Genomic DNA, 20989 nt, shown 5'->3' with positions numbered 1-20989 from the left:
CCATGGCAACGCGCAAGCAACCGAAAAAACACCGTATGCGGAACGTCGGGCAATCGCTCGGCGCCTCCGAAAGTCCTGATGCATTATCCTTGCGGAAGACCGCATTCGCATCAGGCCCAAGGGTGCAACGGGCACCTGGCGTTCCGCACGCCCTCTCACAAGGGGGAGGGAATGCAGCAGACGACGGCGCCCCCGCGCCGCAAACAATGGGGGCGATGACGCATGTCTGAAGAGCAGTGGCTGTTTGAAATTCGAAGACGCTGAGACGCGCAGGCGGTCGTGGAATCCCTCCCGCCTAGCGAAGCTTCGCTTCGCGCGGGGGAGGGATAAGAGACGCGCCGCTAATCCTGCAGATCGTTCACCTTGCTTACCCAGATCCGCACGTCAGTGAGCACCTGCGGCAACACATCCTTGACCTCCTGCACGGTCATGCCGGCCTTGATGCGGGGATCGTAGAGGATGTTGAGGATGTACTGGTCGTAGACGTCGAAGAAGCCCATCTGGACGTTGTCGTTGAACATCGTCCACGGCACCGTACTGGTATCGTTGATCGGGCCCAGCGACTGCAGCAATTCCTCATAGGCGCAGTCGAGAAAGACGAAGTCGCCATTGTCGACGGTGAGGATCACGTCGGAGCGTTCGATCTCGAAGGCCTCGTTCTTGCGGAAGCCGGACAGGCATTGCGGGTCGAGGGAGTCGCGGATCTCGTTGGCCCGGTCGGTCCCGTAGAAGGTCGAGATGGTGCGATAGAGATCGCGGTCGCGCACCAGCTTCACCAGCACATTGGCGTCGTCGCGGTTGTCCGCCATGGCGATGTTGAGATGCTGCACCCGGCGCGCGATGTCGGTCACAACCTTGGCGATTTGAGCCTTGCGGTCGGCACGGCCCTCGGCGAAGACCCGCACCGGAAGCTCATATTTGCGGATGCGGTCGACGCGGCCGGCGAGGTGATATTCGGCGCCAAAGGCGGTCTTGAAAAAACCGTCGATGATCTCGCTGTCGGTGAAGGTCTTCTTCTCGGTGCGCTGGCGCGCCGTAACGGCGGGCGGTTCGCTCGCGCCGGCATAAGACGGCTGCGGCACGAAGGTGGTCAAAGACGCTATCGCCAGCAGCGCGGCAATCGTCCGGACGAGGAATCGATCTGGTGTCGGGGCGGGCATTATTACTCAAGTTCTCGCAATGCGCGTATTTGCGCAAGCGTTCAGTGCCGCCCCCGCGGACTATTCGAAGGCTTCCCGCAGGAAGCCTTCGTTCTCAGGTCAAGCTCAGTTCTTGACGATGACCGTCGCGCCGACCGAGACGCGGTTATAGAGATCGGTGACATCGTCATTGGTCATGCGGAAGCAGCCCGAGGACACGGCCTGCCCGATGGTCTCCGGCTCGTTGGAGCCGTGGATGCGGTACAGCGTCGAGCCGAGATACATGGCGCGGGCGCCGAGCGGGTTGTCGATGCCGCCGGGCATGTGGCGGGGCAAATCGGGCCGGCGGGCGAGCATCTGGGCCGGCGGGGTCCAGCTCGGCCATTCCTTCTTGGCGGTGACGCGGTGGACGCCGCCCCAGCGGAAGCCATCGCGGCCGACGCCGATGCCGTAGCGCAGCGCCTGACCGCCCGGCTGCACCAGATAGAGCCGGCGCTCGGCGGTGTTCACGACGATGGTCCCCGGGGCGTAATTGCTGTGGAAGCCGACGGTCTGGCGCTGGATCGGGCCGGAGCTGTTGCCGCCGCCATTGCCGAAATTGGAGAAGAAGTTGGAGAGCGACGGGCCGTCGTCGACCTCGAAGTCCTGCGCTGGTGGCTGGTTGCGGACGCGTGCATCGGCAGGAAACGCAATTGTGGTGAACGCGGCTGCGGCAAAAAAGAGAGCAAAAAGGCGCTTCATCATGGTCCTCGCCAGAAAAAATTGAGGCCCAAGACAGGCCATAAATCGCCCCGATCCGCAACCCACGGCCGTGTGAGGACAGCCCGGATGGAGCGATAATAACCGGCGTTCAGCCCGCCCCGCGGCCCTCACAACGAAGCCTTGCGTTCCGACCCTTTGACGGGCCCTCCGAACAATGGTTCATCAGCCCCCGAGATCAAGAAACCGAGATACGACCCTGAATCAAACGGAGTGAGACGATGAACGGTGCGGAAAGCCTGGTGCGGACATTGGTGGCGGGCAATGTGGATGTCTGCTTTGCCAATCCGGGAACGTCGGAAATGCATTTCGTTGCGGCGCTCGACCGCGTCGAAGGCATGCGCTGCGTGCTCGGCCTGTTCGAAGGCGTCGTCACCGGCGCGGCGGATGGCTACTTCCGCATGAAGGGCACCCCGGCCTCGACGCTGCTGCATCTCGGTCCCGGCCTCGCCAATGGCCTCGCCAACCTGCACAACGCCAAGAAGGCCAATTCGGGCATCGTCAACATTGTCGGCCAGCACGCCGTCTATCACATCGAATACAATGCGCCGCTGACCTCGGACATCGAGGGCCTCGCCCGTCCGATGTCGCAGTGGGTGCACACCTCGCCGGATTCCAAGTCGGTGGCCAAGGACGGCGCCGCAGCAATTGCCGCCGCCAAGGATCGCCAGATTGCGACGCTGATCCTGCCCGCTGACACCGCATGGGGCGCAGCCGATGGCGTGGCGCCGGTGCCGGCCGAGAAGCAGAGCGCCGGCTATTCGGCGCAGGCCGTCGAGACCGCCGCCAGGATCATGAAGGACGGTGGCGCCTCGACGCTGCTGCTGATGACCGGCCAGGGGCTGACCGAAAAGGGCGTGGCGCTGGCCGAGCAGATCGCCGGCAAGACCGGCTGCAAGGTGATGGGCCAGACCTACAATCCGCGCATGGCGCGTGGCCGCGGCCGCTTCTCCATCGACCGTATCCCCTATGTGATCGAAGCCGCACTTCCGCTGCTGAAGGACTTCAAGAACATCGTGCTGGTCGAGGCCAACGATCCCGTGGCCTTCTTCGCCTATCCGAACAAGCCGAGCATGCTGAAGCCGGAAGGCTGCGAAGTGCATCGCATAACCGCAGGCGGCGAGAACTCGATCGCTGCGCTCGAAGCGCTGGCCGGCGCGCTCGGTGCCAAGCCGTCGGATGTGAAGCCGCAGAAGCTTACCGAACTGGTGAAGCCGACCGGTGCGCTGAACCACACCACGATTGCGCAGGCGATCGCCTATGCGATCCCGGAAAACGCCATCATGGTCGACGAGTCGCTGACCACCGGCCGCGGCTTCTTCCCGCCGACCGCGGCGGCTGCGCCGCATGACTGGCTGCAGAACATGGGCGGCTCGATCGGCTTCTCGACCCCGGTCGCCACCGGCGCCGCCGTGGCTTGCCCGGACCGCAAGGTGATCTGCATGGTCGGTGACGGCAGCGCGATGTACACGCTGCAGTCGCTGTGGACACAGGCACGCGAAGAACTCGACATCACCACCATCGTGTTCGCCAACCGCAAGTATCAAATCCTGCTCGGCGAATTCGCCGGCGTCGATGCCGGCGAGCCCGGCCAGCGCGCGCTCGATATGCTCAACCTCGATCGCCCGACGCTCGACTGGGTGTCGCTCGCCAAGGGCATGGGCGTCCCCGGCGTTTCGGTGTCGAACGTCGACGACTTCAACAAGGCGCTCGCCAACGCAATCGCCGCGAAGGGTCCGAAGCTGATCGAAGTGGTGATGTGAGCAGCGGCTAAGCCGCGGCTGACAGATACCCCGCTACCAAGCGGGGTGCCTGCCAAATAGAGAAAGGCTCCGGATCACTCCGGAGCCTTTTCAGTACTGTCCCCTGCTGACGAAATGATACCAATGGAAACACGTTCCGATTTTCCGGCACAAATCCACGCAGCGCTTTCTCCGGCAGGGATTGTGCTCTGCAACCTGGGTGCATCGGGAACAATAGTTGTGAACATCGCGTTGCAAAGGGACAGCTACCGCACAGACAAGTTATTTCAGCGCACTCATAAGATCAGATGGCAAAAAATCGTTGGGACGACGAACAGATTGAAATTTTGAAAGGGCTTATCGCGCGTAAAGTATCGCTGGCCAGAGCCGCGGTGATCATGAAACGACCGCAGAGCTCCGTTCAGATCCAGGCACGCCGGCTCGGAGCACCATTCCCCGGTGTTCGAGCGACCAAGGCGCGGCTGAAAGCGCAAATCGATGAAGCCGAGAAGAAAGCGTTGCGGTGAAAAGCGCGATTGAGCTTGTGGTTGCCGCCTATGTCGATACGAACCAGCTAAGTGCGTTGCAAGATCTCAAGGTGCATCGCGAAACGCTGGCGGCGTCCGTCCGCAACAGAATGGACTTCAATTTCGGCGTACTGCTCGGGCAGCTCGACGACGACATCCGCGAAATCGAAGCCGGTATCCGGCGTTTGCGTGCTTCGATGGAAACGCGGCCAGCGGTCGAGTCCTAAGCTGGTGCGCGTCGGTCACGTTGCCAAGTCCTCCGTCTGTTCGCTCCAGCGCAGATAGTCGCGTGGTGAAATTCCCATCGAGCGACGGAACATGGCGCTGAAGGCACTTGGACTATCATAGCCGAGATCGAGCGCCACATTGGTCACCGGTTCGCGCATGGTCAGGCGCGACAGCGCTTCCATCAATCGCACCTGCTGGCGCCATTCGGCGAAGCTCATGCCGGTCTCGCGGCGAAACAGCCGTGTCAGCGTCCGTCGGCCGAGGCCGCCGATCTGCGACCAGGATTCCAGATCCTGATTGTTGCCGGGCTCGCGCAGGATCGCTTCACAGATCCGCGCGAGGCGGCGGTCCTGCGGCATTGGCGCGCGCAATGGCACGGCGGGCATAAGGCCGATTTCCGCGAGCATCAAATTCATGATCTGGCCTTCGCGGCCATCCATGTCGTATTCGGTCGGGAAGGTGACGGCTTCGTTGAGCAGTGCACGGACGAGCGAGGAGACTTCCATCAGCTGGCACGATGTTGGCAGGCCGACCGTCGCGTCGGGTTCGACGTAAAGCGTGCGGAGCTGCACGGTTCCCCAGCATCGGCTTTGATGGACGACGCCGGGCGGGATCCACAGCGCGTGCTGCGGCGATACGGTCCAGCTGCCGGTCTCGGTGATCACCGTCATGACCCCGGTCAGGCCATGCAGAAATTGCGCGCGGCGGTGGCTGTGCCGCACGCCGACGCCGCCCGAGGAGAATTCGGCTGCCATCGCAACTACCGGCCGCTGTGCGGCCTGGAGTGCATCGGCACGGCGGCCGCTGGCCTCGAAGCCGGAAAAACTCACCATGGCCGGCGGCGCGACGCGCTGGCGCGGCGTGGCGCATGAAATTGAAGAGATATGGCCCATACGCGACAAATCCTGACCCTGTGAAGACGGAGATGATGCGCCAACATCGTACCCTGGGATAGAGGTTTTGGGCGCATCGTTCCGGACGTTGCCATTCTCAAAGCAGGCTTCATGCCAATGGCAGAAACAAACGCAGGAATTTGATGACCCGTATTACTCTCATGACTACCCTGTCCAACACCATGGGCTTCCTGGAGGACCATCTGAAGCGGGCGGTTCCCGGCGCGGTTGTCAGCCATTGGCCGGAGCAAGGTGCGCTGGACGGGGAGGTGGTGGTCTGCTGGAAACCACCCGCAGGCGTGATGGCGACCATGCCGAATTTGCGGCTGATCCATTCCATCGCCGCTGGTGTGGATAATGTGTTGTCCGACACGGCGCTGCCGGACCTGCCGCTTTGCCGGATCGTCGATCCGCTGCTGGGCAAGGCGATGGCCGAATATGTGCTGTGGGGCACGCTGTATTTTCATCGCGAGTTCGACCGCGTCTCCGCCAATGCCCGCAATGGTCACTGGCATCGCTACGATCAGGTCGCCGCAGCCGACAAGCGCGTCGGCATTCTGGGGCTCGGGACCCTCGGAATTCAGGCCGCAGGCCTGCTGCGATCGGTCGGATACACTGACGTTCAACCCTCTGTGTCCATCGGGAGAGCTGAATGAATCGACGTGAGTTTGCGAAATTGCTGGGTCTGAGCGCTACGGCGCTGTCGGGCATTCCGCTCGGCATCACCCGCGCCACGGGGCAGACCAGAGGCGGTACGCTCAATACGATCATCCAGCCCGAACCGCCGATCCTGGTCACGGCGATCAATCAGCAACAGCCGACCCTCACCGTAGGCGGCAAACTCTATGAGAGCCTGCTGCGTTACGATTTCGATCTCAAGCCGATTCCCGGTCTCGCCAAGTCCTGGGAGGTTTCGCCGGACGGGCTGACCTACACGTTCAAGCTGTTCCCGAACATTACGTTTCACGACGGCAAGCCGCTGACGTCGGAAGACGTGATCTTCACCATGACCAAGGTGCTGATGGAAACCCATGCGCGCGGTCGCGTGACATTTGCGCGCATCGCAAAGGCTGAAGCGCCCGATCCACTGACGGTGATCTTCACGCTGAAGTCGCCCTTCGCGCCGTTCCTGACGTCGCTGGATTGCACCACGGCGCCGATCCTGCCGAAGCACATCTATGAGGGGACCGACTATCGCAAGAATCCCGCCAACGCGCAGGCAATCGGCTGCGGTCCGTTCAAGCTCAAGGAATGGGTCAAGGGATCGCACATCCATTTTGTCCGACATGAAGGTTACCATCGGCCCGGCGAGCCCTATCTCGACGAAATCATCTACCGCGCGATCCCCGATGGTGCGTCGCGTACCGTGGCGGTCGAGCAGGGCAGGGTGCAGCTGACGCAGTGGGGCGATATCGAATTCTTCGAGGTGCCGCGGCTGTCGAAACTGCCGAATTACGAGGTGTCCACCAAGGGCTACGAGTTCTTCGCGCCGCATCAATGGATCGAACTCAACAACCGCGTCAAGCCAATGGACGACAAGCGTTTTCGTCAGGCCGTGATGCATGCGATCGACCGCAAGACGATGCTGCAGCGAATCTATTTCGGGCTCGGCAAGCTGGCGACCGGCCCAATCTCGTCGAAGACACGGTTCTACGACAAGAACGTCAAGACCTATGACTACTCCGTTGACAAGGCGAAGGCGCTGCTCGACGAGATGGGGCTGAAGCCTGGCCCGGACGGCAAGCGCGTCACGCTGCGCTTTCTGATTTCGCCGGTCAGCGAGGCCAACACACGTGCCGCCGAATTCCTGCGCCAGTCGCTCGGGCGCGTCGGCATCGATCTGCAACTGCAGACCACCGATATCGCCGGCTGGGCGCAAAAGTTCGCCGATTGGGATTACGATATGACCGCCAACCTGGTCTACCAGTTCGGCGATCCCGCGCTCGGTGTGGCACGCACCTACATCTCGTCGAATATCAAGAAGGGCATCCTGTTCTCGAACACCGCCGGCTATTCTAATCCGGAGGTTGATCGCCTGTTCGAAGAAGCAGCTGTGGCGACGTCCGATGACAAGCGGCAGGAGCTCTATAGCCAGGTGCAGAAGATCCTCGTCGAGGATGTTCCCGTGGTCTGGACGTTCGAGCAGGACTATCCGAACTTCATCGACAAGCGGCTGAAGAACGTGTTGTCGACGGCGATCGGGGTGCATGAGACATTCGGGTCGGTGAGCTTCGGGTGACGTTGAACGTTTCAAATATCTTTGTTACAAAGGAATTACGATGAACAGACGTGAATTCGCGAAGCTATTGGGTTTGAGTGCGACTGCGCTTTCGGGAATTCCCCTCGGCGTTACGCGCGCGGTCGGCCAAACCAAGGGCGGCACGCTCAACACGATCATCCAGCCCGAGCCGCCGATCCTGGTGACGGCGCTCAACCAGCAGCAGCCGACGCTGACCCTTGGTGGCAAGATCTATGAGAGCCTGCTGCGCTACGGCTCCGATCTCAAGCCGCTGCCCGGTCTCGCTGAATCCTGGACCGTGTCGCCCGATGGCCTCGTCTATACGTTCAAGCTGTTTCCGGGCATCACCTTCCATGACGGCAAGCCGCTGACCTCGGAAGACGTGGTGTTCTCGGTCACCAAGGTTCTCGTTGAGACCCATGCGCGCGCGCGCGGCACCTTCCTGCGCATCGAAAAGGCCGAGGCGCCCGATCCACTCACCGTCGTATTCACGCTGAAAGCGCCGTTCGCGCCATTCCTCAATTCATTCGATTGCACCACCGCGCCGATCGTGCCGAAGCACGTTTATGACGGCACGGACTTCCGCAAGAACCCTGCCAATGCGCAGGCGATCGGCTCGGGCCCGTTCAAGCTCAAGGAATGGGTCAAGGGCTCGCACGTTCATCTCGTCAAGCACGAGGGCTACTACCGCAAGGGCGAGCCGCATCTCGACGAGATCATCTACCGCGTCATTCCGGACGGCGCGTCGCGCGCTGTCGCGCTCGAACAGGGCAAAGTCCAGTTGACGCAGTGGACCGACGTCGAACTATTCGACGTCGCGCGTCTCTCAAAGCTGCCCAATGTCGAAATGACCACCAAGGGCTACGAGTTCTTTGCACCGCATTTCTGGCTGGAGTTCAATCTTCGCGTCAAGCCGATGGACGACAAGCGTTTTCGCCAGGCCGTCATGTTCGCCGTCGATCGCAAGGCGCTGTTGCAACGTGTGTTCTTCAATCTCGGCAAGGTCGCGACCGGACCGGTTTCGTCGAAGACGCGGTTCTACGAAAAGGACGTCAAGCAATACGACTACTCGCTGGACAAGGCGAAAGCCCTGCTCGACGAGATGGGTCTGAAGCCCGGTGCCGATGGCAAACGTGTCAGCATCAAATTCCTGGTTCCACCTTACGGTGAAATCTGGCAGCGCTCGGCTGAATATTTCAAGCAGTCGCTGGGTCGAGTGGGCATCGATTTACAGCTGGAAAACCTCGATCTTGCCGGCTGGGCCGAACGCACCAGCAACTGGAATTACGAGATGACCTGTAATCTGCTGTACCAGTTCGGCGATCCCGCGCTCGGTGTGTCGCGCAGTTACATTACGGCGAATATCCGCAAAGGTATTCTGTTCTCAAATATCGCGGGCTATTCCAATCCGGAAGTAGACCGGCTATTCGAGGAAGCCGCCGTGGCGACCTCTGATGCAAAACGTCAGGAACTCTACACGGCCGTGCAGAAAATCGTCGTAGAAGAAGTCCCGATCGCATGGATGGTCGAGCAAGACTTCCCCAATTTCATCGATAAGCGGTTGAAGAACGTCATCACCACCGGCATTGGTGTGCATGAGACTTTCGGGGCCGTGACGCTCGGTTGAAGATAGGGTCACTCAAAGTCACTTGATGACTCGGCTGCAGCCAGATGCGCAAGCGTCTGGCTGCAGCCACTGTTAGATGCACTGTTTGAAGGACTAGGTTATGAATAGACGTGAATTCGCAAAGCTGATGGGCGTGAGCGCGGTCGCTCTCTCGGGTATCCCCCTCGGCGTCACTCGTGCCGTTGGCCAGACCAAGGGCGGCACGTTGAACACGATCATTCAACCTGAACCTCCGATTCTCGTCACTGCACTGAACCAGCAACAGCCAACACTGACCCTGGGCGGCAAGATCTATGAAAGCCTGCTGCGCTACAGCCCCGACCTCAAGCCGCTTCCCGGCCTTGCACAGTCGTGGGAAGTGTCGCAGGACGGCCTGACCTATACGTTCAAGCTGTTTCCGGGCATCACCTTCCACGACGGCAAGCCGCTGACGGCGGACGACGTCATCTTCTCGATGACCAAGCTGCTGCCGGAGACCCATGCGCGTGCGCGTGGGATTTACTCGCGTATCGAGAAAGCAGACGCGCCGGATCCGCTCACCGTGGTGTTCAAGCTGAAGTCGACCTTTGCACCGTTCCTGACAGCGCTCGACTGCACCACCGGACCGATCGTGCCCAAGCATATCTATGACGGCACCGAATATCGCAAGAACCCGGCCAATGCGCAGGCGATCGGCTCGGGCCCGTTCAAGCTGAAGGAATGGGTCAAGGGCTCCCATGTGCATCTGGTGCGGCACGAAGGCTATTACCGCAAGGACGAGCCGCATCTCGACGAAATCATCTACCGCATCATTCCCGACTCGGCCTCGCGCGCGGTGGCGCTGGAGCAGGGTAAGATCCAGCTGACGCAGTGGAACGACATTGAAATGTTCGACGTCGCGCGGCTGTCGAAGCTGCCGAATTTCGAGATGACCACCAAGGGCTACGAATATTTCGCCCCGCATCAGTGGCTCGAGCTCAACAATCGCATCAAGCCGATGGACGACAAGCGTTTCCGTCAGGCCATTGCCTATGCGCTCGATCTCAAGTCGATGGCGCAGCGTGTTTACTTCGGTCTGCCCAAGGTCGCGACCGGTCCGGTGTCGTCGGCGACCAGGTTCTACGAGAAGGACGTCAAGCGCTATGACTACTCGCTGGACAAGGCGAAGGCGCTGCTCGACGACATGGGCTTGAAGCCCGGTGCTGGCGGCAAGCGGGTCACGATCAAGTATTTGACCCCGCCTTACGGCGAAATCTATCAGCGCGCTGCCGAATTCATTCGTCAGTCCCTCGGCCGCGTTGGCATCGACCTGCAGATCGAGAACACCGATGTCGGTGGCTGGGCCGAGAAGTTCAGCAACTGGGACTACGAGATGACCGGCAACCTGGTCTATCAGTTCGGCGATCCCGCGCTCGGCGTGTCGCGCACCTACATCTCGTCGAATATCAAGAAGGGCATCCTGTTCTCGAACACGGCAGGCTATTCCAATCCGGAAGTCGACCGTCTGTTCGAAGAGGCTGCAACCTCGACCTCCGAGGCCAAGCGTCAGGAACTCTACAGCCAGGTGCAGAAGATCCTGGTCGAGGACGTGCCGGTGGTCTGGATGTTCGAGCAGGCCTATCCCACCTTCATCGACAAGCGCCTCAAGAACGTGACTACAACAGCGATCGGCGTGCATGAATCGTTCAGCGACGTGAGCTTCGGATGACGGCGGTATCGGTCGATGCAAAAGGCGGCCGTGTTTTCGCGATCGCCCTCGCGCTCGCGGGATGGGTTGTCAAATTCATCGCGGTCGTTCTGGTCATTGCGACCTTCAACTTCATTTTGGTGCACGCCGCACCCGGTGATCCCGCGCAGGTGATCGCCGGCCAGAGCGGTGCTTCTGACGAAAAGCTTCTGGCGCAGCTGCGCGCTGAATACGGGCTCGACAAGCCCTATCCGATTCAGCTCGCCAATTATTTGAAGCGCGTCGTGACGCTGGACCTCGGCTATTCCTATCGCCAGCAGCGGACTGTGGCATCGCTCATTCTCGAGCGTTTGCCGGCGACACTGTTGCTGACAGCGACGGCTTTCAGCCTCGCGCTTCTGTCAGGCATCATTCTCGGCATGCTGGCCGGTGTCCGCGCCGGCAAGTGGTCCGACACGGTGCTGACCGTCGTGTCGTTGCTGCTTTATGCAACGCCGGTGTTTTGGCTTGGCCTGATGCTGGTTTTGCTGTTTTCGGTGCAACTCGATTGGCTGCCGGCGTTTGGCTACGTGACCATCGGTGTGCCGATGACCGCACTGCAGCGCATGGTCGACATCGGTTGGCATTTGATCCTGCCGGCGGTGTCACTCGCGGCCGTCTATCTCGCGATCTACACCCGCCTGATGCGCTCGTCGGTGCTGGACGTAACCCATCAGGATTTCATCAAGACCGCCAAGGCCAAGGGCTTGAAGCAGGGCCGTATCATCATTCGCCACATCCTGCGCAATGCGATGCTGCCGATCGTGACCGTCGCCGGCATGCAGGCCGGTGCGCTGGTTGGCGGTGCGGTGGTGATCGAGACCGTGTTTGCCTGGCCGGGTCTTGGCCGTCTTATCTATGACGCGCTGCTGCAGCGCGACTATCCGGTATTGCTCGGGGTATTCCTGGTGATGTCGGTGATCGTGATCGCGCTCAATCTTCTCACGGATGCGATCTACCGGGTGATCGATCCACGCGTCTCCGTACGCGCAGCATCGTGAACGGGATTTTATGATGTCTACGCTCAAATCGTTTCTCCGCCATCCCACCGGGATGATTGGTCTGTTCGTCCTTCTCGCGGTGGTTCTCCTCGCGGTGTCGGCCCCGTGGTTGTTTCCTGACGATCCCTGGGAGATGGTCGGCGCGCCGTTCCAGCCGCCGTTCAGCGAAGGGCTCTGGCTCGGCTCCGACATGCTTGGCCGTGACGTGGCCGCCGGCATCGCGCATGGCGCCCGTATCTCGTTGATCATCGGCGTCATCTCGACGCTGACCTCCCTGGTCATCGGCGTCACCATCGGCGCAACCGCCGGCTATTTCGGCGGCAAGGTCGATGAGGTGATGATGCGCATCACCGAGCTGTTTCAGACCATTCCGGGCTTCATTCTCGCCATCTTGCTGGTCGCGACCATCGGGCCGAAGATCTCCAACATCATCTTCGCCATCGGCATCGTCAGCTGGCCGCCGCTGGCACGCTTGACGCGTGCGGAGTTCATGCGGCTGCGCGGGCGCGAGTTCGTCCAGGCTGCGGTCTGCCAGGGTCAGCGTCCGCTGACCGTGGTGCTGCGTCGCATCCTGCCCAATGCGATTTCGCCGATTATCGTCACCGGATCGCTCGCCGTTGCCAGCGCCATCCTGATCGAGAGCGCATTGAGCTTTATGGGTCTCGGCGATCCAAATCTGATGTCATGGGGCTTCATGATCGGTGCTGCGCGCACCGTGATCCGTCAGGCATGGTGGATGAGTGTGTTTCCCGGTCTCGCCATCCTGCTCACCGTGCTTGCCATCAATCTCGTGGGTGAAGGTCTCAATGACACGCTAAACCCCCGTATCTCACGCAAGCGATAGTATTCATGACCGACAAAACACTGCTTGCCATCGAGAACGTCTCCATCAGCCTGCCGCCGGGCGCTGATCGTCCTTTCGCAATCGAAGACGTGTCGCTCACCGTCAACCGCAACGAGATCGTGTGTCTGGTCGGTGAGTCCGGCTCCGGCAAGTCGATGACTGCGCATGCGATCCTGCGACTGCTGCCCGACCGAACGGGCGTTGCGCAGGGCAGCATCAGCTTCAACGGCAATGACATCGCCAAGGCGGACGAGCCCACGATGCGCAAGCTGCGCGGCGGCGCCATCTCGATGATTTTCCAGGAGCCGCTCAGTGCGCTCAATCCGTTGGCCCGCGTTGGCCAGCAGATTGCGGAATCGATCATCACGCACACCAAGCCGACGCCGTCCAAGGAGGCGGTGGATGCGCGCGTGCAGGAACTGATCCGGGACGTCGGTCTGCCGGATCCGGTGGCGCTCGCGCGCAGCTTTCCGTTTCAACTCTCGGGTGGCCAGCGCCAGCGGATCATGATCGCGATGGCGATGGCCAACAATCCAGCGCTGCTCCTGGCCGACGAGCCGACCACGGCGCTCGACGTCACCACGCAGAAGCAGATTCTGGCGCTGGTGAAGAAGCTCCAGTCGGAGCGCGGCATGGGCGTGCTGCTGATCACCCACGATTTTGGCGTCGTTGCTGACGTCGCCGATCGTGTCGTTGTGATGCGCAATGGCCGCGTGGTTGAGCAGGGCACCGTCGATGAGGTGCTGCGCAATCCGAAGGACGACTACACTAAGAGTCTTATCGCCGCCGTTCCTGGCGCGCGCTCGCTGACCAAAGCTGATCGCAAGATCACGGGCGAGCCATTGCTGGATGCGGTCGGCCTGAACAAGACCTTCATCACCAAGCAGGGCATGTTTCTGCCGCCGCGTCGGACCGATGCAGTGCAGAACATCTCGCTTGGTCTGAAGGCGCGCGAGACCGTGGCCATCGTCGGCGAGTCCGGTTCGGGCAAGTCCACGCTGGGTCGGTTGATCATGCGGCTGATCGAGCCTGACACGGGCTCGATTCATTTCGATGGCAAGGATCTGCTGTCACAGCGCGGCGAGCGGTTGCGCCAGATGCGCCGCAAGATTCAGATCGTGTTCCAGGATCCCTTCGCGGCTCTCGATCCGCGGCAGAAGGTCGGCGACGCGATTGCCGGCGGCCCGATTGCCTATGGCACGCCCTCCAAGGAAGCCATGGCCGATGCCAAGCGCCTGCTGGCCCGCGTTGGCCTACAGGAGAGCGCAGCCAACCGCTATCCGCACGAATTCTCCGGCGGTCAGCGGCAGCGCATCTGTATCGCGCGTGCGCTGGCCCTGAAGCCTTCGGTGCTGGTCGCAGATGAAGCCGTCTCGGCGCTCGACGTGTCGGTGCAGGCGCAGGTGTTGCAGCTTCTCGCCGAATTGCGCGAGGAGATGAACCTGGCGATGATCTTCATCACCCATGACTTGCGCGTCGCCGCCGAAATCGCCGACCGCATCGTGGTAATGCGGCGCGGCGAGATCGTCGAGCAGGGCGAAACGCAGAAGATCTTCCAGAATCCGAGCGACGCTTATACGCGTGCGCTGCTGGATGCGATCCCCGGCCGCGCGATGTTCGCCGGTCCGGGCGCCAGGCAGGCGGAAGTCGTTTCCGTATAAAATTAAGCCCGCCAGACGCAGGTTACCGCGTCCGGTGGGCTTTCGTTTGTTCGCTCGGATCAGTCGAGCTTGACGTTGGCCTCGGTTACGACCTTGCGCCAACGCGCGACTTCGGCCGACACCATCTTGCCGAAGTCAGCGCCGGCGACATCGGGCACATCGGAGCCGTTGCGCTCCCACGCCTCCTTGATCGCCGGCGTCTGCATTGCCGTCTTCAATTCCTTCGCCATGCGTTCGACAATGTCGGGCGGTGTGCCCTTGGGCGCAAACAGCCCGTACCAGGTGGCGACTTCATAATTCGGCAAACCGGCTTCCGCCGCGGTCGGCAGATCGGGGAAGGCCGCCACGCGCTTCGGGGCGGCAATCGCCAGCGCGCGGAGCTGGCCGGCACGGATCGGTGCGGCCGATGAGCCGAGACCGTCGAACACCACCGGCACGTGGCCGGCGATCAGATCCTGCATGGCGGGCCCCGCGCCGCGATAGGGCACGTGCTGGATCTTGGTCTGGGTCAGGATCTTGAACAGCTCGCCGGCCAGATGATGCGTTGTGCCGGCGCCGGCCGAACCATAGGAGAGCTTGTCCGGATTGGCCTTCGCATAGGCGATGAATTCACCGAGCGTCTTGGCCGAGATCTTGTCGGGATTGACCACGATGACCTGCGGTGGCCGGGCGATCAAAGCGACCGGGATGAAGTCCTTCTCGATGTCGTAGTCGAGGGTGGGATAGAGCGACGGCGCAATCGCGTGATGCGCCGCACCCATGAAGAAAGTGTAGCCGTCCGGTGCGGCCTTGGCCGCTGCCGAGGCGCCGACCGTGCCGCCCGCACCGGCGCGGTTCTCGATGATGACGCGCTTGCCAAGCTGGGTATCGAGCTGCGCCGCCAGTGGCCGCGCAAAGGCATCGGTGCCGCCGCCGGCAGCGAAGGGAACGATGAAGGTGACTTGTTTCTGCGGCCACTGGGCGTACGCGCCGGTCGTGATCGCAGAACAGCTCGCCATGACGGCAAGCAAGGCAACGTGAACGGCTTTGATCCGCACGGAATCCTCCCGATTTTATTGCGTCATTGGGGACGCTTGGTCTTATGTTCTGCGAGATAAGGCGCGGATGCAAGGTATCCGGCGCCGGTACAACTCACACTATAGTCGGTATGGTTACGCCAATGGAACCGGACAAGGCCGACAGTTGAGGCCTTTCGCCGCTGGCCACCCGCGGCTAGGCGCCGGCGGCCATTTTTTCCGCGGCGATCATCTCGATATGCGGAACTGCATCGACGAGCTCGCGGGTATAGGAAGTTTTCGGGCTGTCGAACAACTGATGGCTCTCGCCTTCTTCGACGATGGCGCCGTTGCGCAGCACGATGGTCCGCTGGCACATCATGCGCACGACGTTGAGATCGTGGCTGACGAACAGGAAGGCGAGATTGTCTTCGCGGCGCAAACGGTCGAGGAGCTGCAACACCACGGCCTGAACGGAGACGTCGAGGGCGGCAGTCGGCTCGTCCAGCACCAGAAGCTTCGGCCGGCAGGCAATCGCGCGGGCGATGCCGATACGGGCCTTCTGGCCACCGGAGAGCTGGTGCGGAAAGCGCTCCAGAAGATTGGCGGGCAGGCCGACGCGGTGAGCGCATTCGCCGACGCGCTGGCGCAGCGCCGCTCCATTGCGCATGCCGAGCAGGCGGATCAGCGGATGCGCGATACAATCGAAGGCGTTGAAGCGCGGATTGAGGCTGTCGTTCGGATCCTGGAAAACGATCTGGATCTCGCGGCGCTGCGGCGCACGGTGGAAGTCGCGTGCGGGAATATGGCTGATCGACTGCCCGTTGAAATTGATGGTGCCTTCGGTCTGATCGAGCAAACGGCAGATCATGCGCGAGGTCGTGCTCTTGCCGGAGCCGGATTCGCCGACCAGGCCGACGCTTTCGCCGGGCGCGATGGCCATCGAGAAATTCTCGACGCCAACAGTGCCGTCGTCGAAACGTTTGACGAGATCGAGAACTTCCAGCAGCGGCGGCGTGCCATGCGCCGGCTTTGGCGGCGGAGCGAGGGGGACGGCCGGTACCAGCAGCTTCTCGTCGTCGGTCACGAGATCCTGGACCCGCGAGGTCGCGGTTGGCGACGCTGCGACGAGCCGCTTGGTGTAGGGATGCTGGGGCGACCGGAACAGCGTCAGGGCGTCGGCTTCCTCGACCAGTCTGCCCTGTTCCATCACCACGACGCGGCGGCAATAGCGGGCGGCGAGGCCAAGGTCGTGGGTGATCAGGATCGTCGCCATGCCTCGTTCGGCCGCGATACTGGCGAGGAGATCCATCACCACTTTCTGCGTGGTGACGTCGAGGCCGGTGGTCGGCTCGTCGGCGATCAGCAATGCGGGATTGCTGGAGATCGCCATCGCGATCATCACGCGCTGGCACATGCCACCGGAAAGTTCGTGGGGGTAGGCGTTCATTCGCTTGTCGGGATCGCGGATCTTCACCGCGCGCAGCAGTTCGAGCGACTCTGCGCGGGCTTCCGATGCGGAAATCTTGCGATGCGCCAGAATGGCGTCGGCGATCTGCTGGCCGATGGCGCGGATCGGATTGAGCGCGCCGCGTGGATTCTGGAAGATCATGGCCATCGCCGAGCCGTGCATCTCGCGCAGGCTGGCGCTAGTCATTTTGGTAATATCGCGGTCACGGAAGCTGATGCGGCCGCCGGCGATTTTACCCGACGCGTCCAGTAGACGCGTCATCGCAAAACCGGTGACGGATTTTCCGGAGCCGCTCTCGCCGACGATGCCAAGCGTCTCGCCCTCGGCAAGCGACAGCGAAATTCCGCGCACGGCCTCAACTGGGCCGCGGCGCGTTGAAAAGGTGACCTGAAGATTCTCGATATCGAGCAACGGTTTTGGTGTCGTCATCACGTTCGCTGTCTCGGATCAAGAATATCGCGCAGCCCGTCGCCGAGCAGATTGAAGCACAACACGGCCAGCATCAGCGCCAGGCCGGGAAACGCCACAAGCCACCATTTTCCGGTGGAGATGAAGCGAGCGCCTTCGGCGACCATGATGCCCCATTCCGGCGTCGGCGGCTTGACGCCGAGGCCAATGAAGGAGAGGCCGGCGGCATTGATGATGGCCCAGCCGAGATTGAGCGACATCTGCACAACCATTGCCGGCAGGACGTTCGGCAGCAGAAAGCGCAGCACGACGGAGACATGGCTGTCGCCGCAGGCGCGCGCGGCTTCGACCCAGCCGAGATTGCGGCGGACGTTCACTTCGGCGCGCGCGAAGCGGATATAGAACGGCAGGTTGATGATCGCGGTGGCGATGACGATGTTTTCGACGCGGTTGCCGAGTGCGGCGACCATCGCCATAGCCAGCACGAACAGCGGGAAGGCCATCAGCACGTCGACGAAGCGGCCAACGGCGCGATCGAGCTTGCCGCCGGAATAGCCGCAGAGGGCGCCGATGACGGCGCCGAGCGCGAAAGAAATGCCGACGGCGGAGACGGCAATCGCGAGATCGAGTTGCGCGGCCACGATGATGCGGCTGAAAACGTCACGGCCGAGTTGATCGGTGCCGGCCCAATGCGCGGCACTCGGCGGCATCAGGGCATTTTGAACGTTCGATGCGATGGGATCATAGGGTACGATCCACGGACCGAAGATGCCGACGAAGATCAGCAGCGCGGCGCCGATGGCGGCGATGCCGGTGATGGGGTTGCCGCGCAGGATGAATGCGGCGTGTTGAAGTGTTGCGCTGCTCATCCGATGGAAATCCTGGGATCGGCGATGCCATAGAGCACATCGACGACGAGATTGACGATAACGAAGACCGAAGCCATCAGCAGCACGAAGCCTTGCACCGGGGCATAGTCCGACGACAGCAGCGCGTCGAGCGCGTAGGAGGCGACGCCGGGCCAGGAGAACACTTTCTCCACCAGCACATTGGCGCCGAGCATGGTCGAAAACACGATGCCGGCGATGGTGATGACGGGCAGGATCGCATTACGCAGCGCATAGGTGATGATGATGCGCCACCATGACAGGCCGACAGAACGCGCGGTGCGAACGAAGTCGCTGCCGAGCGAGGCCAGCATCGAGGCGCGGGTGATACGCGCCAATGGCGCGATAACGAACAGCGCCATGGTGCAGGCCGGCAGGATCAATTGCTTGAATGCGGCCCACCAGCCATCGAAGTCGCCGGCGAGCGCAAAGTCGATCAACAGAAAGCCGGTATGTGCTGGCGGCAGCGTTGTGAAGATATCGACGCGCCCGGTCGGATCGGGCGACACGCCGAACAGATAATAGAAGATATAGATCAGCAGCAGGCCCGACACGAAGGTCGGGACACAGACCCCGAGCGCGCAGAAGAGCCTCACGCCGTGATCGACCAGCGATCCTGGTTTCAGCGCTGCAAGGACACCCAGCGGGATTGCGAGAACAAGTGCGATCAGAAGTGCCGAGAAAGTCAGTTCGAGGGAGGCGGGCAGGCGCTCACGCAAGTCCTTGGTGACGTTCTGGCCCGTCATCAGCGAACGGCCAAGATTGCCGCGGCCGACGTCGTAGAGATACAGGAACAGTTGCTGTGGCACGGGCTTGTCGAGACCCATCTGTTTGCGGATCGTCTCGATCTCTTCCTTGCCGGAGTTGGGTCCGGAGGCAAAGAACACGGCGGGATCGCCCGGCAAAACGCGCATCAGCAGGAAGGTGAAGATCAGCACGCCGAACAACGCAGGCAAAGAGGATGCGAAGCGTCGCGCTGCGCGGATGGCCGTTGCGCCCAGTGTCGTCATGATCGGTTACTCGTAGTCATGGGCAGCTCGCTGCAGTGAAGTTCGCAAGCTGCGTAGATCCGAAGCGCCGCAGAGGGGCGCTTCGGGATTTGCTCGCATGGTGGTCGGGCGATCACTTCCGGCTGAGGTCGCGGTAATCGACCTGGCGATGGAACTGATAGGTGTAGCCCGTCAGGTTCGAGGCCATCACCGCGTCCTGGCTCGGCTGCCACAGCGGAATCTGGGGCATCAAGTCGAAGTTCATCGCGTTCAGCATCTTGCCGTCGGCTTCGTACTTAGCCTTGTCAGCCTCGAAACGAGCCTTCTGCGCGACCGCGGTCAACTCGGCGTTGTCGATTGACGAGTAGTTCCAGCGCTGATTGCCGGTGTAGAAGTTGCGGTAGAAGTAGTCGGTCGACGGCAGCCAGGCGACGATGCCCTCGGTGAAGAAGGGCAGCTTCTTCTCGGTGATCTGCGTCGACATCTGCGCATCCGGCAGCTTCTGGATATCGACCTTGATGCCGATCTTGGCGAGCGATTCCTTCAGCAGCGCAGCCATCGGCTCAGCCGTGGCCGACTGGCCGACATTGAAGCTGAACGTGGTGGAGAAACCGTCCGGATAGCCTGCGGCCTTCAGATAGGCCTTGGCCTTTTCGAGGTCGAGCTTGATCGGCTGTTTGATCGGAAATGCACCGCTCGGCGGCTTGCCATCGGCCCAGGTCGCGCCGGCCAGCAAATCACCGCGGCTGAAGAGTGCGGCCTTGAACATGTCGTCATAAGGCAGCGCATAGGCCACGGCGCGACGCACGTCCGGCTTGTCGAAGGGAGCCATCTGGTTATTCATTGAGATGAAGGTGATCGCGTTATACTGCGGCGTCGAGATCACCTGCAGTTTGCCCTTGGCCTCTAACGCCTGCGCGTCGCTGGCCTGCAGATCGATGACGATATCGGCGTCACCCTTTTCAACCAGGTTGGCGCGCGTTGCCGGCTCCGGCACCGACTGGATGATCAGGCGCTTGAAGAAGGCCTGCTTGTCGCCGGCGGCACGATTCCAGGCGTCGTTGCGCTTGAGGATAACCTGCTCGCCGGGCTTGAAGGTCTCGACGATATAGGCGCCGGATCCGGCGGTGTTTTCCTTGAGCCAGGCCTGTGCCCACGGATCTTCCTCGGTGGCGTGGGCCTTGGCGAGTTTCGAATTGATGATGATCGGATAGACCGTGGCGAGGTTCGGCAGCGCCAGTTTGTCCGGCTGCGGCAGTGTCACTTCGAAGGTCGAAGCATCGATCACCTTGAACTGGCTGGCATCGGTGAGCGAACCGGTCAGTAGCTGTGCCTTGCCGAGGATCTTCGCAGTGACGGCGCGGTCGAGCGACCACTTCACGTCCTCGGCCGTGACCGGCGAGCCGTCCTGGAATTTCGCATCGCTGCGCAGCTTGAAGGTGATCTTCAGGCCATCCGGGCTGACGGTGTAGGACTCTGCGAGCTCGCCGCGGATCGTGTCGAGATCGAACACCCATTTTCCGTTCAGCTGCTTGCGGCCGAACGAGACGAGACGGTCATAGGTCGAGAGGCTGACGGCGAAAGCTTCGCGGGTCGAGCCTGGAATATTGGGATCGAGCGTGTTGACGGCGGCGCCGGTCACGTAGCGCAGGGTTTCTGCACGGGTCTGCGCATTGGCAGGAACGGCGGCGGTAAACAATGCCAGCGCTGCGGCGGCGCCGAGCATCTGCTTCGAATAGATCAGTCCCATAAACCCTATCCTCTGAATTCGACGGAAACTCTGAACGGACTCGTCAGTGCCGAGGCTGTCGAGCGACCCATCCATTGAAGCAAGGAACGCGCCAAACGACGGTCGATAGGTGCCAGGCGGGAGG

General features: G+C 61.6%; 18 protein-coding genes. 10 read left to right on the top strand and 8 right to left on the bottom strand.

Annotated features, from left to right (window positions below; translation table 11 throughout):
- Positions 1-341 precede the first annotated feature (341 nt).
- Positions 342-1160, bottom strand: a complete 819-nt coding sequence (locus A4A58_RS25475) for a DUF2927 domain-containing protein (RefSeq protein WP_068737430.1) — start codon at positions 1158-1160, stop codon at positions 342-344.
- 105 nt (positions 1161-1265) lie between these two features.
- Complete coding sequence (locus A4A58_RS25470; protein WP_081422064.1) at positions 1266-1880, bottom strand: L,D-transpeptidase; 615 nt, start codon at positions 1878-1880, stop codon at positions 1266-1268.
- A gap of 239 nt (positions 1881-2119) precedes the next feature.
- On the opposite strand from A4A58_RS25470, the gene A4A58_RS25465 reads away from it, so the two are divergent.
- The 3 genes from A4A58_RS25465 (at position 2120) to A4A58_RS25455 (ending at position 4394) form a co-directional block, all read left to right on the top strand.
- Entirely contained in the window at positions 2120-3661 is a 1542-nt protein-coding gene (locus A4A58_RS25465; protein ID WP_068737426.1) for an acetolactate synthase large subunit, read from the top strand.
- Between the two features lie 287 nt (positions 3662-3948).
- Positions 3949-4167: a hypothetical protein gene (locus tag A4A58_RS25460; RefSeq protein WP_068737424.1), complete on the top strand. Its 219-nt coding sequence runs from the start codon at positions 3949-3951 to the stop codon at positions 4165-4167.
- Positions 4164-4394 (top strand): hypothetical protein, encoded by a 231-nt coding sequence (locus A4A58_RS25455; protein ID WP_068737422.1) that lies wholly within the window; start codon positions 4164-4166, stop codon positions 4392-4394. The genes A4A58_RS25460 and A4A58_RS25455 overlap by 4 nt, the downstream gene beginning before the upstream one ends.
- 15 nt (positions 4395-4409) lie before the next feature.
- Here A4A58_RS25455 and A4A58_RS25450 read toward each other — a convergent pair whose 3' ends face one another.
- Positions 4410-5288 (bottom strand): AraC family transcriptional regulator, encoded by an 879-nt coding sequence (locus A4A58_RS25450; protein WP_204378206.1) that lies wholly within the window; start codon positions 5286-5288, stop codon positions 4410-4412.
- 161 nt (positions 5289-5449) lie between these two features.
- Here A4A58_RS25450 and A4A58_RS25445 point away from each other — a divergent pair, with 161 nt between their 5' ends.
- The 7 genes from A4A58_RS25445 to A4A58_RS25415 all read left to right on the top strand — a co-directional run bounded on the left by A4A58_RS25445 (position 5450) and on the right by A4A58_RS25415 (position 14365).
- On the top strand, positions 5450-5944 hold the full coding sequence (locus tag A4A58_RS25445; RefSeq protein ID WP_068737421.1) for a hypothetical protein: 495 nt from the start codon (positions 5450-5452) through the stop codon (positions 5942-5944).
- Entirely contained in the window at positions 5941-7527 is a 1587-nt protein-coding gene (locus A4A58_RS25440; protein WP_068737419.1) for an ABC transporter substrate-binding protein, read from the top strand. The genes A4A58_RS25445 and A4A58_RS25440 overlap by 4 nt, the downstream gene beginning before the upstream one ends.
- Positions 7528-7567: 40 nt before the next feature.
- On the top strand, positions 7568-9154 hold the full coding sequence (locus A4A58_RS25435) for an ABC transporter substrate-binding protein (protein ID WP_068737417.1): 1587 nt from the start codon (positions 7568-7570) through the stop codon (positions 9152-9154).
- Between the two features lie 100 nt (positions 9155-9254).
- Positions 9255-10841: an ABC transporter substrate-binding protein gene (locus A4A58_RS25430; protein ID WP_068737415.1), complete on the top strand. Its 1587-nt coding sequence runs from the start codon at positions 9255-9257 to the stop codon at positions 10839-10841.
- Positions 10838-11860: an ABC transporter permease gene (locus A4A58_RS25425; protein WP_068737413.1), complete on the top strand. Its 1023-nt coding sequence runs from the start codon at positions 10838-10840 to the stop codon at positions 11858-11860. Before A4A58_RS25430 ends, A4A58_RS25425 begins: the two co-directional genes overlap by 4 nt.
- A 13-nt stretch (positions 11861-11873) precedes the next feature.
- Positions 11874-12704 (top strand): ABC transporter permease, encoded by an 831-nt coding sequence (locus A4A58_RS25420; RefSeq protein ID WP_068737500.1) that lies wholly within the window; start codon positions 11874-11876, stop codon positions 12702-12704.
- A gap of 5 nt (positions 12705-12709) precedes the next feature.
- Positions 12710-14365 carry a dipeptide ABC transporter ATP-binding protein gene (locus A4A58_RS25415; protein WP_068737411.1) on the top strand — a complete coding sequence of 552 codons (1656 nt, stop codon included), beginning with the start codon at positions 12710-12712 and terminating at the stop codon, positions 14363-14365.
- A gap of 59 nt (positions 14366-14424) precedes the next feature.
- On the opposite strand, the gene A4A58_RS25410 is transcribed toward A4A58_RS25415, so the two are convergent.
- The 5 genes from A4A58_RS25410 to A4A58_RS25390 all read right to left on the bottom strand — a co-directional run bounded on the left by A4A58_RS25410 (position 14425) and on the right by A4A58_RS25390 (position 20865).
- Positions 14425-15402, bottom strand: coding sequence for a Bug family tripartite tricarboxylate transporter substrate binding protein (locus A4A58_RS25410; RefSeq protein ID WP_068737409.1), 978 nt, complete (start codon positions 15400-15402; stop codon positions 14425-14427).
- Between the two features lie 175 nt (positions 15403-15577).
- Positions 15578-17260 (bottom strand): nickel ABC transporter ATP-binding protein NikE, encoded by a 1683-nt coding sequence (gene nikE / locus A4A58_RS25405; RefSeq protein ID WP_068737407.1) that lies wholly within the window; start codon positions 17258-17260, stop codon positions 15578-15580.
- Entirely contained in the window at positions 17260-18108 is an 849-nt protein-coding gene (locus A4A58_RS25400) for an ABC transporter permease (RefSeq protein WP_068737405.1), read from the bottom strand. Before A4A58_RS25400 ends, nikE begins: the two co-directional genes overlap by 1 nt.
- Positions 18105-19136, bottom strand: coding sequence for an ABC transporter permease (locus A4A58_RS25395; protein WP_068737403.1), 1032 nt, complete (start codon positions 19134-19136; stop codon positions 18105-18107). The genes A4A58_RS25400 and A4A58_RS25395 overlap by 4 nt, the downstream gene beginning before the upstream one ends.
- A gap of 112 nt (positions 19137-19248) precedes the next feature.
- Positions 19249-20865 carry an ABC transporter substrate-binding protein gene (locus A4A58_RS25390; RefSeq protein ID WP_068737402.1) on the bottom strand — a complete coding sequence of 539 codons (1617 nt, stop codon included), beginning with the start codon at positions 20863-20865 and terminating at the stop codon, positions 19249-19251.
- Between the last annotated feature and the right edge of the window lie 124 nt (positions 20866-20989).

Origin of the sequence: Tardiphaga robiniae, assembly GCF_001618955.1 — a bacterium.
GTDB lineage: Bacteria > Pseudomonadota > Alphaproteobacteria > Rhizobiales > Xanthobacteraceae > Tardiphaga > Tardiphaga robiniae_A.
The sequence above is the reverse complement of the archived record's forward strand: the minus strand, read 5'-3'. Positions and strand labels throughout refer to the sequence as shown.

Bases quoted from the DNA above. Each gene is read 5' to 3' on its own strand.
- A4A58_RS25390 (WP_068737402.1), bottom strand. From the start codon at position 20,865: ATGGGACTGATCTATTCGAAGCAGATGCTCGGCGCCGCCGCAGCGCTG.
- nikE (WP_068737407.1), bottom strand. From the start codon at position 17,260: ATGACGACACCAAAACCGTTGCTCGATATCGAGAATCTTCAGGTCACC.
- A4A58_RS25450 (WP_204378206.1), bottom strand. From the start codon at position 5,288: ATGGGCCATATCTCTTCAATTTCATGCGCCACGCCGCGCCAGCGCGTC.
- A4A58_RS25420 (WP_068737500.1), top strand. From the start codon at position 11,874: ATGTCTACGCTCAAATCGTTTCTCCGCCATCCCACCGGGATGATTGGT.
- A4A58_RS25395 (WP_068737403.1), bottom strand. From the start codon at position 19,136: ATGACGACACTGGGCGCAACGGCCATCCGCGCAGCGCGACGCTTCGCA.
- A4A58_RS25415 (WP_068737411.1), top strand. From the start codon at position 12,710: ATGACCGACAAAACACTGCTTGCCATCGAGAACGTCTCCATCAGCCTG.
- A4A58_RS25440 (WP_068737419.1), top strand. From the start codon at position 5,941: ATGAATCGACGTGAGTTTGCGAAATTGCTGGGTCTGAGCGCTACGGCG.
- A4A58_RS25430 (WP_068737415.1), top strand. From the start codon at position 9,255: ATGAATAGACGTGAATTCGCAAAGCTGATGGGCGTGAGCGCGGTCGCT.
- A4A58_RS25475 (WP_068737430.1), bottom strand. From the start codon at position 1,160: ATGCCCGCCCCGACACCAGATCGATTCCTCGTCCGGACGATTGCCGCG.
- A4A58_RS25435 (WP_068737417.1), top strand. From the start codon at position 7,568: ATGAACAGACGTGAATTCGCGAAGCTATTGGGTTTGAGTGCGACTGCG.
- A4A58_RS25425 (WP_068737413.1), top strand. From the start codon at position 10,838: ATGACGGCGGTATCGGTCGATGCAAAAGGCGGCCGTGTTTTCGCGATC.
- A4A58_RS25460 (WP_068737424.1), top strand. From the start codon at position 3,949: ATGGCAAAAAATCGTTGGGACGACGAACAGATTGAAATTTTGAAAGGG.
- A4A58_RS25465 (WP_068737426.1), top strand. From the start codon at position 2,120: ATGAACGGTGCGGAAAGCCTGGTGCGGACATTGGTGGCGGGCAATGTG.
- A4A58_RS25470 (WP_081422064.1), bottom strand. From the start codon at position 1,880: ATGAAGCGCCTTTTTGCTCTCTTTTTTGCCGCAGCCGCGTTCACCACA.
- A4A58_RS25445 (WP_068737421.1), top strand. From the start codon at position 5,450: ATGACTACCCTGTCCAACACCATGGGCTTCCTGGAGGACCATCTGAAG.
- A4A58_RS25400 (WP_068737405.1), bottom strand. From the start codon at position 18,108: ATGAGCAGCGCAACACTTCAACACGCCGCATTCATCCTGCGCGGCAAC.